The organism is Thioclava sp. ISO4, assembly GCF_058105145.1.
The window spans coordinates 838,767-851,325 of record NZ_CM176571.1 but is presented as its reverse complement, the minus strand read 5'-3'; the positions used below and the strand labels follow the sequence as shown (position 1 = coordinate 851,325).

At 64.4% G+C, this 12,559-nt stretch carries 11 protein-coding genes and 1 tRNA gene; 4 read left to right on the top strand and 8 right to left on the bottom strand.

The features are described from left to right. Positions 1-44: 44 nt before the first annotated feature. Positions 45-254, bottom strand: coding sequence for a hypothetical protein (locus AC2TZ7_RS04335; protein WP_098409746.1), 210 nt, complete (start codon positions 252-254; stop codon positions 45-47). Between the two features lie 196 nt (positions 255-450). Between AC2TZ7_RS04335 and clpB the strand changes: the two genes are divergently transcribed. Then, positions 451-3,072, top strand: a complete 2,622-nt coding sequence (gene clpB / locus AC2TZ7_RS04330; protein ID WP_489866017.1) for an ATP-dependent chaperone ClpB — start codon at positions 451-453, stop codon at positions 3,070-3,072. Between the two features lie 160 nt (positions 3,073-3,232). Continuing rightward, the gene (locus AC2TZ7_RS04325) at positions 3,233-4,495 is read left to right on the top strand and encodes a DNA polymerase IV (RefSeq protein ID WP_489866016.1); all 1,263 of its coding nucleotides are present in this window, start codon (positions 3,233-3,235) and stop codon (positions 4,493-4,495) included. 1 nt (position 4,496) lies between these two features. Here AC2TZ7_RS04325 and AC2TZ7_RS04320 read toward each other — a convergent pair whose 3' ends face one another. After that, on the bottom strand, positions 4,497-5,363 hold the full coding sequence (locus tag AC2TZ7_RS04320; RefSeq protein WP_274963265.1) for an N-formylglutamate amidohydrolase: 867 nt from the start codon (positions 5,361-5,363) through the stop codon (positions 4,497-4,499). 180 nt (positions 5,364-5,543) lie between these two features. On the opposite strand from AC2TZ7_RS04320, the gene AC2TZ7_RS04315 reads away from it, so the two are divergent. Next, positions 5,544-5,618: transfer RNA gene (locus tag AC2TZ7_RS04315), tRNA-Val, on the top strand. An 81-nt stretch (positions 5,619-5,699) separates the two neighbouring features. Beyond that, positions 5,700-5,825, top strand: a complete 126-nt coding sequence (ykgO, locus tag AC2TZ7_RS04310) for a type B 50S ribosomal protein L36 (RefSeq protein WP_038074920.1) — start codon at positions 5,700-5,702, stop codon at positions 5,823-5,825. A 95-nt stretch (positions 5,826-5,920) separates the two neighbouring features. Here the strand turns inward: ykgO and AC2TZ7_RS04305 are convergent, their stop codons facing one another. The 6 genes from AC2TZ7_RS04305 to AC2TZ7_RS04280 form a co-directional block, all read right to left on the bottom strand. After that, complete coding sequence (locus AC2TZ7_RS04305) at positions 5,921-7,570, bottom strand: peptidoglycan-binding domain-containing protein (RefSeq protein WP_489866015.1); 1,650 nt, start codon at positions 7,568-7,570, stop codon at positions 5,921-5,923. A 53-nt stretch (positions 7,571-7,623) separates the two neighbouring features. Continuing rightward, the gene (locus AC2TZ7_RS04300) at positions 7,624-8,844 is read right to left on the bottom strand and encodes a phenylacetate--CoA ligase family protein (RefSeq protein WP_489866014.1); all 1,221 of its coding nucleotides are present in this window, start codon (positions 8,842-8,844) and stop codon (positions 7,624-7,626) included. An 89-nt stretch (positions 8,845-8,933) separates the two neighbouring features. Beyond that, on the bottom strand, positions 8,934-9,758 hold the full coding sequence (locus tag AC2TZ7_RS04295; RefSeq protein WP_098409740.1) for an ABC transporter ATP-binding protein: 825 nt from the start codon (positions 9,756-9,758) through the stop codon (positions 8,934-8,936). A gap of 58 nt (positions 9,759-9,816) precedes the next feature. Further along, on the bottom strand, positions 9,817-11,103 hold the full coding sequence (locus AC2TZ7_RS04290) for an ABC transporter substrate-binding protein (RefSeq protein ID WP_489866013.1): 1,287 nt from the start codon (positions 11,101-11,103) through the stop codon (positions 9,817-9,819). A gap of 73 nt (positions 11,104-11,176) precedes the next feature. Then, positions 11,177-12,253 (bottom strand): branched-chain amino acid ABC transporter permease, encoded by a 1,077-nt coding sequence (locus tag AC2TZ7_RS04285; RefSeq protein WP_134330141.1) that lies wholly within the window; start codon positions 12,251-12,253, stop codon positions 11,177-11,179. 40 nt (positions 12,254-12,293) lie between these two features. Continuing rightward, positions 12,294-12,476 carry a hypothetical protein gene (locus AC2TZ7_RS04280; protein ID WP_078541717.1) on the bottom strand — a complete coding sequence of 61 codons (183 nt, stop codon included), beginning with the start codon at positions 12,474-12,476 and terminating at the stop codon, positions 12,294-12,296. Positions 12,477-12,559 lie beyond the last annotated feature (83 nt).

The following is a 12,559-nucleotide window of genomic DNA, read 5'->3' as shown; positions in this document are numbered from 1 at the left end:
CCCTGATGCGGATCAATCACCGCTACGTCAAGCCGTTCGCGGGATCACAGCCCGCCGATACCACGACGCTGCGCTTCGCGGGTCAGCGCGCGGGCAAGCTGGCGATGGGGAATATTCGGGCTGGCTTCGACCCGAACAGGCACCCGCAGCGGCTGCGCGATCCCGGGGGTGAAGAATTCGACGACCGCCTCGAAACGGCGCTGCGCGGCGTTGTAAATCAGGCGCGCGATGCGCGTGGCGCTGGCATGATGCATCCTCGGAGCCTCCTGTGTGGGTGTCCCTGCGTAAACGCTAAACCTTGCGTTTTGGTTTCCTTCTGCGGCGAAATGGTCGCCGAAAAGCTCTTGAACCGGGATGCGCCACATCCCATTTTTCATAACGAGACCCGGTCAGGACGGCGCCTATTCAGGGCCAGACACATCCCGGGGGCTTTAAAAAAGGAGAATGCCGATGAACATGGAGAAGTTCACGGAGCGGTCTCGCGGTTTCCTTCAGGCCGCGCAGACGATCGCGATGCGCGAGGGTCATCAACGTGTGGTGCCCGAGCATCTTCTGAAGGCTTTGATGGATGACGATCAGGGGCTATCGGCCAACCTGATCAAGCGCGCCGGCGGCGAGCCTGCCCGCGTGCTCGAGGCCGTCGATCTGGCGGTGTCGAAACTGCCGAAAGTGTCGGGCGGCGACGGGCAGGTCTATGTCGAGCAGAGCCTCGTGCGCGTGCTCGACGAGGCCGAGAAAATCGCCAAGAAAGCAGGCGACAGCTTCGTCCCGGTGGAGCGTGTGCTGATGGCTCTGGCCATGGTGAACACGCGCGCCAAGGATGCGCTCGATGCGGGCGCTGTGACGGCGCAGAAGCTCAACGCCGCGATCAACGACCTGCGCAAGGGCCGCACGGCGGATTCCGCTTCGGCCGAAGAGGGCTATGAGGCGCTCAAGAAATACGCGCGCGATCTGACCGAGGCCGCCGAGCAGGGCAAGATCGACCCGATCATCGGCCGCGACGAGGAAATTCGCCGCGCGATGCAGGTGCTGTCGCGCCGGACCAAGAACAACCCGGTTCTGATCGGTGAGCCCGGCGTGGGTAAGACCGCGATCGCGGAAGGTCTCGCGCTGCGCATCATCGACGGGGACGTGCCGGAAAGCTTGCGCGACAAGCGGCTCCTCGCGCTCGACATGGGCGCGCTGATCGCGGGTGCGAAATATCGCGGTGAGTTCGAAGAGCGTCTGAAGGCGATCCTCAAGGAAATCGAGGCCGCTGCGGGTGAGATCATCCTCTTCATCGACGAGATGCATACGCTCGTCGGCGCCGGGAAATCCGATGGCGCGATGGATGCGGCGAACCTGATCAAGCCGGCGCTGGCGCGCGGTGAGCTGCACTGCGTGGGGGCGACGACGCTCGACGAGTATCGCAAATATGTCGAGAAGGACGCGGCTCTGGCCCGGCGTTTCCAGCCCGTAATGGTGGAAGAGCCGACGGTCGAGGACACGATCTCGATCCTGCGCGGCATCAAGGAGAAATACGAGCTTCACCACGGGGTGAAAATCTCCGACTCGGCGCTGGTCTCGGCGGCGACGCTCTCGCATCGCTACATCACCGACCGCTTCCTGCCCGACAAGGCGATCGACCTCGTGGACGAGGCCGCCTCGCGTCTGCGCATGGAAGTGGACAGCAAGCCCGAGGAACTCGATGCGCTCGACCGTCAGATCCTGCAGATGCAGATCGAAGCGGAAGCGCTGAAGAAAGAGGACGACACAGCGTCGAAGGACCGTCTCGAGAAGCTCGAGAAGGAACTGGCCGACCTGCAGGATCGCGCTTCGGAAATGACTGCCAAGTGGCAGGCCGAGCGGGACAAGCTGGAATCGGGCCGGAGCCTGAAAGAGCAGCTCGACAAGGCCCGGGCCGAGCTCGATCAAGCCAAGCGCGAAGGCAATCTCGCCCGCGCTGGTGAGCTGAGCTACGGCATCATCCCGAGCCTCGAAAAGCAACTCGCTGCAGCCGATGAGGCCGAAGGCGAAGAGCTGATGGTCGAGGAATCGGTGCGTCCCGAGCAGATCGCCGAAGTGGTCGAACGCTGGACCGGCATCCCGACCTCGAAGATGCTGGAGGGCGAGCGCGAGAAGCTGCTGAAGATGGAAGACGAGCTGCACAAGCGCGTCGTCGGTCAGGATGCAGCGATCACCGCCGTGTCGAACGCCGTGCGCCGGGCGCGTGCCGGGCTCAATGACGAGAACCGCCCGCTGGGTTCGTTCCTCTTCCTCGGCCCGACCGGCGTGGGTAAGACCGAGCTGACCAAGGCCGTCGCGAATTACCTGTTCGACGACGATCAGGCGATGGTGCGGATCGACATGTCCGAGTTCATGGAGAAACACTCCGTGGCCCGGCTGATCGGTGCCCCTCCGGGCTATGTCGGCTATGACGAGGGTGGCGTTCTGACCGAAGCGGTCCGGCGGCGTCCCTATCAGGTCGTGCTGTTCGACGAGGTCGAGAAGGCACACCCGGACGTGTTCAACGTGCTGCTGCAGGTGCTTGACGATGGTGTGCTGACCGATGGTCAGGGCCGCACGGTCGACTTCAAGCAGACGCTGATCGTGCTGACCTCGAACCTCGGCAGCCAAGCGCTCAGCCAGCTGCCGGAAGGCACGGATGCGGGCGAGGCCAAGCGTCAGGTGATGGATGCGGTGCGGGCGCATTTCCGCCCCGAATTCCTGAACCGTCTCGACGAGATGGTGATCTTCGATCGCCTGAACCGCGAGAATATGGACGGGATCGTGGAAATCCAGCTCAAGCGGCTGGAGACGCGTCTGACACAGCGCAAGATCACGCTGGATCTGGACGAGTCGGCCCACAAGTGGCTCGCCGATGCAGGCTACGACCCGGTCTATGGCGCACGCCCGCTGAAGCGGGTGATCCAACGCGCGCTGCAGGACCCGCTGGCCGAGGCGATCCTTGGCGGCGAGATCATGGATGGTGCGACGGTCGAAGTGACGGCAGGCCCGAACGGCCTGATCGTCGGCGGCCATGCGGCGCCTCTGGGGGGCACGAAGCCTGCCGATGGCGTGCCGCTGCACTAAGGTCACCTGAATACCGATTGAGAGGGGCGGAGCGATCCGCCCCTTTTTCGTTGGCATAAGGGGGCGCTGCCCCCTCTTGGCTGCGCCAATTCTCCCCCGGGATATTTCCGCCAAGGCGAAGAGAGAGTATCTAAGGGGCACGCCCCCGGATCGAGTCCCCATGCCTGCCCTTTGCCGCGATTGCCTGAAGAGTTTTGACGAGGCGCCGAAGCGTTGCCCCGCCTGCGGCAAGGCGCGGATCGTGGCGCATCCGGAGCTGTTCGACCTGCCCATCGCGCATATCGATTGCGACAGCTTCTATGCCTCGGTCGAGAAGCGCGACAATCCCGAACTGTCTTCGCAGGCGGTGATCGTCGGCGGTGGCACGCGTGGGGTGGTGACGACCTGCTGCTACATCGCGCGCATCTCCGGCGTGCGCTCGGCCATGCCGATGTTTCAGGCCCGCAAACTGTGCCCCGATGCGGTGATCATCAAACCGCGGATGGAGCATTACGCCAATGTCTCGCGCGAGATTCGGGCGAAGATGGTCGAGCTGACGCCGCTGATCGAGCCACTCTCACTCGACGAGGCGTTTCTCGATCTGGGCGGGACGGAGCGGCTGCATCATGCGCCCCCGGCCCTCCTGATGGCGCGGCTCGCGCGCGAGATCGAGACGGAGATCGGGGTCACGGCCTCGGTCGGTCTTTCGCACAACAAGTTCCTCGCCAAGATCGCCTCGGACCTGGACAAGCCGCGCGGATTTTCGGTGATCGGGCGCGGCGATACGGAAGAGTTTCTCCGCGACAAGCCGGTGTCGATCCTTTGGGGCGTGGGTGCGGCGACGCGGTCGGCCCTGGGGCGCGCGGGCATCCGCACGCTCGCCGATATCCGCCGCGCTGGGCTGTCGCGGATGGAGGACCGCTTCGGCGCATCGGGGCGGCGGCTCTTTGAGTTGGCCAGCGGTCTCGATGCGCGGCGAGTCTCTCCCGACTCGCCGATGAAATCCATCTCGAACGAGACCACCTTCAACACCGATATCGCCGATCGCGAGGCGCTGATGGGCAAGCTATGGCATCTGGCCGAGAAGGTCTCGGCCCGGATGAAGGCGCGCGATCTGGCGGGGCGGACGGTGACGCTGAAGCTCAAGAAGGCCGATTTCGCGACCGTGACCCGGCAGACCCGGCTGGAGGAGCCGAGCCAATTGGCCGACACGCTTTATCGCGCGGGTGAGACGCTGTTCGACAAGCTGCCGAAGGGGCAGGCCTACCGTCTGATCGGCATCGGGTTTTCGGACCTCTCGGCGGCGGATGGGCGCGATCCGGCGGGCGATCTGCTCGATCCCAATGCGGGCAAGCGCGCGGGGGCGGAGCGGGCCAAAGATGCGATCCGGGCGCGATTCGGGGCGGATGCGATCCGCAACGGGCGCGGCTGGGACGGAGAGTGACTTACTCCGCTGCGTGGCGCAGCGGATGTGCCCCGAGATCGGCGATCTGACGCGCCGCCCGGCTCATCAGCGCCGCGAACGCATTGAAATTCTCGTTCGGCGCGATGCGGTGCTGATCCATGTAGAGGGCGCGGTCGATCTCGATCTGGATCGCGTGATATCCCTCGCGCGGATGCCCGTAGCGCTGCGTGATATAGGCCCCGGCAAAGGGGCTGTTGCGCGCCACGTTCAGCCCTTCGCCTTCGAAGATCAGTTCGATCTCGCGCACGATCTCCCGGTCGGCGCTGGTGCCGTAGCGATCGCCGAGCACGATTTCCGCGCGGCGCGGCCCGCTCGCGGCCAAGGCCTCGGACGGCATCGAATGCATATCGAGCAGGATCGCCTGCCCGAAAGCGCCATGCGCCTCGGCCATCAGCGCCTCGAGCTGCGCGTGATAGGGCCGCCAGACATGGTTGATGCGCGCCTCGGCCTCGATCATCGGGATCTTGCCGCGATAGATCGCCCGCGCACCGGACACCACGCGGGGAATCACCCCGAGACCGGCCGCGACGCGCGGCCCCGGATGCGCCCGGTCCAGCCCGGCGATCAGCGCCGAATCAAGTTCGTCCTCCGCCCGGTTGAGATCGACCCAGGCCCTCGGATACTGCGCGCAGAGAAGCGGCGCGCCGAATCGCGGCACATCCGCCAGCAGCTCATCGACGAAAGCATCTTCGGAAGACCGCAGGCGCAGCATGTCCAGAACGGCCCGTTCCTGCAGGCTATGCGGGTATTGCGCACCGGAATGGGGCGAGGCGAAGACCGCAGCCGTCCGCAACGCCTTGGGGCGAACCAACCGGAACGGCGGCAAAAGGGCTGGGCTGTCGGACATGAAACCTCTTATGATCGCCTAATATCTTACACTGGAACGCTTTCGCGCCAAAACCCTCTTGAAAGCCGTTTCGACTCTTTATATAGACCCCCAGACCGACGCGACACCGCGCCTTTCGGTTCCCTTCGCGGCCTAGCCGCAAGCGCGAATCAAAGGCATCAAACGGGATCGCACGGGTGTGGGCGGTTAGCTCAGCGGTAGAGCACTACGTTGACATCGTAGTGGCCACTGGTTCGATCCCAGTACCGCCCACCATCTATTCACCGCCCCCGGCTTGCAAGCCCGGGGCATTCGTTTTTCAAGGCGCACCGCGCGCCGCGATACAGGAGAAGGCCGATGAAGGTCCGCAACTCGCTCCGCTCGCTCAAGCAGCGTCATCGCGATTGCCAGGTCGTGCGCCGCAAAGGCCGCGTCTACGTGATCAACAAGACGCAAAAGCGCTTCAAAGCCCGTCAAGGCTGAGGCAGCCGAGCCGAAACGAATAAAGGCCGCGCCAGGGATTTCCCGGCGCGGCCTTTTCCTTTGTTCAGCGCGTCGAGGCTGAGAGGGATCGGCGCTTAGCGCGCGCCGATCGCCCCGGCCAGAAGCTGCGCCACGGTGGCCTGATCGAGATAGCCGGTGGCTTCCAGCCCGCCTGCGGTCTGATAGCGGCGAATCGCGCGGCGGGTATCCTTGTCGAACACACCGTCGACCTTGCCGGGCTTCAGCCCCATCTGGGCAAGGCGTTGCTCTACCAGAGATTTCGCGACGCCGGGCAGACCGAGGGCGGCTTCTTTCGCGGCGGCTTCCTTCATCGCGTCGCTTTGCTGATTCTGTTGCTGCAGCTCGGCGATGCGCGCCTCGGCCTCGGCTTTGAAGGCCGGGTCGGAGCGGCTTGCCAGATAGTCGCGGTAGCTGGCGATGGTGTCGGCCTTGCGCGCGGCATCCCAGTCTGCGCGGTCGGCAGCCTGTGCCTCGGAGCGGCGGTCGGCTTCGATCTTGTCGAGACGCTCCTGCGCGAGTTCCGCAAACAGCCCGTCGGGATATTTCTTGAGATAGGCGCGCAGCCCGGCCTCATCGCCCGCCTTTCCGGTCTGCTCCCAATAAGCACGGTCTTCTTGATCAATCTTCGCCTGACGCGCCTCGGCCTCGGCCTTCAGCTCGGCGGCGCGCTTCTCGCCCTGCGCCGAGAGCGCGGTGAGTTGGGCGCGGGTCAGGTAGCTCGTATCGTCGAAGCCGTTGGCTTTCTGCCAGCGCGAGATCGCCCCGCGCGAGCCCGGCCCAAAGATGCCATCGACGCCTTTCGGATCGAATTTCAGGATCGTCAGGTTCTGTTGCACCTCGCGCTTCTGATCGCGGCTGAGGTTCAGCGCCTCTTCGGCGGCCTTCGCTTGCCGCTGAGGCTCGTCGCGCAGCTGCTGGATACGCTGCTTCGCCTGAGCGGCATTCGTGCCGTTCGGATAGCGGTCGAGATAGAGCTGATAGGCGGTAATCGTGTCCTCGGAGCGCGCCATGTCCCAATACGGGGCCGACGGGTCAGCCTCGGGGGTCTTCACCGGGGCGGGCTTCTTGCCCGACGGCTCGGTGACCAAGGTGAAATCCTGTGGCATGTAGCCGCTGACGCGCAGGTCTTCGGATTGCGCCGATTGCATCAGCGAAGCGCCCGGCTCGGTCAGATCGCCCGACATCAGGCTGGCCACATCCTTAGGGCTGCCGCGCAGCACGGTCACGCCTTGCGGAATGTCGAGCGTGCCGATCCCCGGTTGGGTCAGGCCCTGACCGTTGCCCGCGTCATCCGCCGAGCCAAGCAGCAGCACGGCGCGCCCCGGATGGGCGGCGAGCACGGTCATCACCGCGGACAGCGGCAGCGCCTCGCTGACCGCTTCGGGCAGCGAGGTGTCGCGGGCGTCGACCGGCAGATACCACGTCTCGCCGTCGGAATGGACAAAACGGCCCGAGAGCGCCACGACCAGCCGCTCGGCCTCGGGCGCACGGGTCACGAAATCGCGGAAGCGGGACCGGATCTCGGCTGCGTCGGCGTCATCCTCGATCAGCACCGAGAAGCCCGCCGTCTGCAGCTTTGCCTCGCTATCGGTCAGCGCGGTGCCCGAGCGAAGATCGTCGATCCGCTGATAATCGGAATTGCCCAGCACCAGCGCCAGATCGGCGGCATGGGCGGGAAGGCCAAGCGCCGCGATCGCGGCACCTGTCAGAAGAAGTTTACGCATGGGGTCCTCCACTCTCTTTGACGGAGAAACCCCCTGGATGCGCGCGCGGTTCCTCAGTCGTATTTGCGCTGGTCGTCGATGACCTTCCCATCATTGGGCAAAGAGCCGGGCGACACCAGTTCGATCACGCCCTTCATCTTCAGCGCCTCGCGGATGCCACCGTCGAAGCGGGCGGGATCGTCGGCCTCGGTTTCGATCTGCACGGTCATCACGTCCATCTCGCCGTCGCGGGTGGCGATGACGCGGGCCTTTTGCACCTCGGCATGGGCCGAGACGAAGCTGGCGACCTGCTCGGGGCGCACGAACATGCCCTTGATCTTGGTTGTCTGATCGGCGCGGCCCATCCAGCCCTTGATGCGCATATTGGTGCGCCCGCAGGGGCTGACGCCTTCCATCACCGCCGAGAGATCGCCAGTGGCGAAACGGATCAGCGGGTAGTCGGGATTGAGCGTGGTCACGACGACTTCGCCGACCTCGCCGGGGGCCACGGGATCGCCGGTGCCGGGGCGGACGATCTCGACGATCACACCCTCGTCCACGATCATCCCCTCCATCGCGGCGCTCTCATAGGCGATATTGCCCAGATCGGCGGTGGCGTAGCATTGCAGGCAAGCGATGCCTCGATCCGCATAATCCTGACGCAGGCTCGGGAAGAGCGCGCCGCCCGACACAGTAGCCTTGGTGATTTTCAGCGCCTCGCCCATCTCCTCGGCCTTCTCGAGAATGATGCGCAGGTAATCGGGCGTGCCCGCGTAAGTGGTAGTGCCGATATCGACGGCTGCGCGCACCTGCAATTCGGTCTGGCCGGTGCCCGCAGGCAGAACGGCGGCGCCCACCGCGCGCGCGGCATTCTCGAACATCATCCCCGCGGGGGTGAGGTGATAGCCGAAGCAGTTCTGCACGATATCGCCGGGACCGACGCCTGCGGCATGGACGAAACGCCCCAGCCGCCACCAGTTGTGGCTGGTATCGCCGGGCTCATAGATCGGGCCGGGCGACTGGAAGATATGCGCGAAGGCATGGGCGGGTTTCGTGACCAGCCCGCCGAAGGGCGGCGCGCCTTTCTGCGCAGCGCCAAGGTCGGACTTGCGCAGCACCGGCAGCTTCGCGAGCGCCTCGCGCGAGGTGATCGCGCTCGGGTCGACGCCTTGCAGATGCGCCGCGATCCCCGGAGCCTTCATCGCCGCGCCGATCAGAGCCGGCAGGCACTCCGCCAGAGAGGCCTCACGCGCGTCGGCGCTGCGGGTTTCCAATTCGTCGAAATGTTCGCCCATCTCTCGACCCTTTCCGTTCAGCGGACAGACCGCTCCTGTGCCGCGGCAAAAATGCTGCGCAGCAATTCAATTGAATCAATAAGTTACCGTTACGCCAGCCAGCGCTTGCGGCGGCGATAGCTGCGCACGTCGCGGAAGCTCTTGCGGCCTTCGTCGGACATGCCGAGGTAGAATTCCTTCACGTCCGGGTTCTCGCGCAGCTCGGCTGCGGGACCGTCCATCACGATGCGACCGCTCTCCAGAATGTAGCCGTAATGGGCGTAGCGCAGCGCGACATTGGTGTTCTGCTCGGCCAGAAGGAAGGTCACGCCCTCGTTCTCGTTGACCGATTTCACGATCTCGAAGATCTGCTCCACCAGCTGCGGCGCGAGACCCATCGAGGGCTCGTCCAGCAGGATCGTCTCGGGGCGGCTCATCAGCGCGCGGCCCATCGCGACCATCTGCTGCTCCCCGCCCGAGGTATAGCCCGCCTGCGATTTGCGGCGCTCCTTGAGGCGCGGGAAATAGGTGTAGACCATCTCCAGGTCGTCCTGGATCGCGGCGCGCCCGTCCTTGCGGGTATAGGCGCCGGTCAGCAGGTTTTCCTCGACGGTCAGGTGTTCGAAGCAATGGCGCCCCTCCATCACCTGGATCACGCCCTTGCGGACCAGATCGGCGGGGGAGCCGTCCTGCACCCGTTCGCCGCGATAGGTGATCGAGCCTTTCGTCACCTCGCCGCGCTCGGATTTGAGCAGGTTGGAGATCGCCTTGAGCGTCGTCGTCTTGCCCGCGCCGTTGCCGCCCAGAAGCGCAGTGATCCCGCCCTTGGGCACGCTCAGGCTCACCCCTTTCAGCACGAGGATGACGTGATTGTAGATCACCTCGATATTGTTGACCTCGAGAAGGGTGTTATCGGTTTTCGAAGCGTCGAGCATGGTTCTCTCCGGGACGTTGGGGTGGCCCCCGGCGGCGCGCGCCGGAGGCCGTTTTCGATCAGTTACACTGGTCGGTGATGTTGTTTTCCGAAGCGAAGGCTGCGGAATCTTCTTCGATCAGCGGGTTCAGCACGTCCTTGTCGGATTCGATCCAGTCAGAGGCTTCGTTCCACTTCTTCGCACCGGCATCCCACTGGAAGACCTTCGCGGAGCCGGGGCCACCGTGGTTCTCGCAGCTCGCCTTGATCGGCTGGGCGAAGTTCGGCAGGCCGAGCTCTTCCAGACGGGCTTCGGTGAGGTCGAGGTTTTCGAAACCGTCGCGCACTTCAGCGGCGTTGACGTTCGACTTGCCGGCCATCTCCTGCGCCTTGCGGATCGCTTCCGAGATGATCATCGCCGCGTACATGCCGCGCGAATAGAGCATCGTGCCGACCTGATCGCCTGCGCCCGACGCCTTGCCGGCATCGACGACATATTGCTTGAGGTCCGCATAGACCGGGTAGTCCATGCCGGTGCCGTGGAACGAGAGCGCCTTGTAACCCGAGGCCTTGTCGCCTGCCGGAGCCACGTCGTTCTCCGAACCCGACCACCAGACGCCGATGAAGTGATCCATCGGGAAGCGGATGTTCACGGCTTCCTGGATGGCGACCTGGTTCATGACGCCCCAGCCCCACATCAGGACATAGTCGGGCTTGTCACGACGGATCTGCAGCCATTGCGACTTCTGCTCCTGACCGGGGTGGTCGACGGGCAGGGTCGACAGCTCGAAACCGTGCTTCTTGGCCAGCTCTTCGAGCGTGCGGATCGGCTCCTTGCCATAGGCGGAGTTGTGATAGACCAGCGCGATTTTCTTGCCGCTGATGTCGCCACCTTCCTGATCGATGATATATTTGATCGCGACCGAGGCGCCATCCCAGTAGTTGGCCGGGAAGTTGAAGACCCACTTGAACACCTTGCCGTTCGCAGCCGAGGTGCGGCCGTAGCCCGGGGTGTAGAGCGTGATGCCGTCAGCGGTGACCTTCGGGATCAGCTGATAGGTGATGCCGGTCGAGAGCGGGTTATAGGCCAGCGCGCCTTCGCCCTTGGTCGACTCGTAGCATTCGACGCCCTTCTCGGTGTTGTAGGCGGTTTCGCATTCGGGGGTCGCAACCATCTCGCCGCCGATGCCGCCGTCACGCTCGTTGAGCAGGGTGAAATAGTCGTTGAAGCCATCGGCGTAGGGGATGCCGTTCGCGGCATAGGGCCCGGTGCGATAGCTGAGGTTCGGCACCACCAGTTCGGCGAAAGCCGGGGCCGTGGTCAGCGTCATCGCCGCCGCGACCAGTGCGGTTAGGGTCTTCTTCATTCGGTTCTCCTCCCAGAATGTTCGAGTGTTGCGCCGGGCGTGTCCCGGTTCTTTGTGTTGGGCGGCCCGGCCGTCAGTGCGGGAAGGGCCAAAGCCGGAGTTTTTCTTTCGCGACGCGCCAGAGCTGCGCGAGGCCATGCGGCTCCGCGATCAGGAAGGCCACGATCAGCCCGCCCACGATCATCAGCTCGATATGCGCGGCGAGGTCCGTGGGCCAACCGAGCGTGCCGACGAGCACGTTCTTGAGGAAGACCGGCAGCAGCACGAGGAAGGCAGCGCCCGCAAACGAGCCGAAGATCGAGCCCAGACCGCCGATGATCACCATGAAGAGGATCAGGAAGGACTTCTGGATGCCGAAGGCTTCGCCCACTTCTGCCGCGCCCAGGTAGACTGCGAAGAACAGCGCGCCGGCGATGCCGATGAAGAAGGAGCTGACCGCAAAGGCCGACAGTTTCGTCGTCAGCGGGTTCACCCCGATGATCTCGGCGGCGATATCCATGTCGCGGATCGCCATCCATTTGCGCCCCACCGTGCCGCGCGTCAGGTTGCGCGCGACCAGCGCCACCAGCGTCAGCATCACGAGGCAGAACATGTATTTCGCCATCGCCGAGGTCTGCGCGCCGGTGACGAAGACGCCGAAGACGGTGCGCTCGGGCGCGTTGATCTGACCCGAGGCCGAGTAGTTGTAGAACCACGGCACCTTGTTGAAGAGCCAGACGAGGAAGAACTGCGCCGCCAGCGTCGCCACCGCGAGGTAGAAGCCTTTGATGCGCAGGCTCGGCAGGCCGAATATCACGCCGACGGCGGCGGTGATAAAGCCTGCAAGGATCACATGGATGAAGATCGATACGTCGGGGAAGGCCGTCATCAGCTTGTAGACGGCATAAGCGCCCACCGCCATGAAGCCCCCGGTGCCAAGGCTGACCTGACCGGCATAGCCCACGAGGATATTCAGCCCGATCGCCGCGATTGCGTAGATCAGGAAGGGCACCGCGACCGCGTTCGCCCAGTAGTCATTGATGAACAGCGGCACGATCCCGAAAGCGACCGCCAGCACTGCGTAGTAGCGCAACCGGTCGAATTTGATCGGAAAGGTCTGACTGTCCTCCCGGTAGGATGTCTTGAAATCACCTGCTTCGCGGTAAAACATCAGCCTCTCCCTTTCGTCAGGGAGAGCGCGTCGTCTCCCGTCAGCAGTTGCCGCGCCGGATCCTCACCCAGGCCCAGAGCCCGGCTCCCGCCCCCAGGGCGGCCAGCACGATATTCAGTGTTTGCAAGGTGGTCGGTTCTTCCGGCGGCGCTGCCAGCGCGATCCATCCGAATGCGAGCGCGGCTCCCCAGCCAATCGTGAACACGGTTGCACAGGTCTTCATCGGTAACGGTCCTCCCAATGATCGTCACATCAGCGCGACGACACTGGGCTCCCCTCCCCTTGACGCCACGACATGTGGCAGCT

Bases quoted from the DNA above. Each gene is read 5' to 3' on its own strand.
- AC2TZ7_RS04335 (WP_098409746.1), bottom strand. From the start codon at position 254: ATGCATCATGCCAGCGCCACGCGCATCGCGCGCCTGATTTACAACGCC.
- clpB (WP_489866017.1), top strand. From the start codon at position 451: ATGAACATGGAGAAGTTCACGGAGCGGTCTCGCGGTTTCCTTCAGGCC.
- AC2TZ7_RS04325 (WP_489866016.1), top strand. From the start codon at position 3,233: ATGCCTGCCCTTTGCCGCGATTGCCTGAAGAGTTTTGACGAGGCGCCG.
- AC2TZ7_RS04320 (WP_274963265.1), bottom strand. From the start codon at position 5,363: ATGTCCGACAGCCCAGCCCTTTTGCCGCCGTTCCGGTTGGTTCGCCCC.
- ykgO (WP_038074920.1), top strand. From the start codon at position 5,700: ATGAAGGTCCGCAACTCGCTCCGCTCGCTCAAGCAGCGTCATCGCGAT.
- AC2TZ7_RS04305 (WP_489866015.1), bottom strand. From the start codon at position 7,570: ATGCGTAAACTTCTTCTGACAGGTGCCGCGATCGCGGCGCTTGGCCTT.
- AC2TZ7_RS04300 (WP_489866014.1), bottom strand. From the start codon at position 8,844: ATGGGCGAACATTTCGACGAATTGGAAACCCGCAGCGCCGACGCGCGT.
- AC2TZ7_RS04295 (WP_098409740.1), bottom strand. From the start codon at position 9,758: ATGCTCGACGCTTCGAAAACCGATAACACCCTTCTCGAGGTCAACAAT.
- AC2TZ7_RS04290 (WP_489866013.1), bottom strand. From the start codon at position 11,103: ATGAAGAAGACCCTAACCGCACTGGTCGCGGCGGCGATGACGCTGACC.
- AC2TZ7_RS04285 (WP_134330141.1), bottom strand. From the start codon at position 12,253: ATGTTTTACCGCGAAGCAGGTGATTTCAAGACATCCTACCGGGAGGAC.
- AC2TZ7_RS04280 (WP_078541717.1), bottom strand. From the start codon at position 12,476: ATGAAGACCTGTGCAACCGTGTTCACGATTGGCTGGGGAGCCGCGCTC.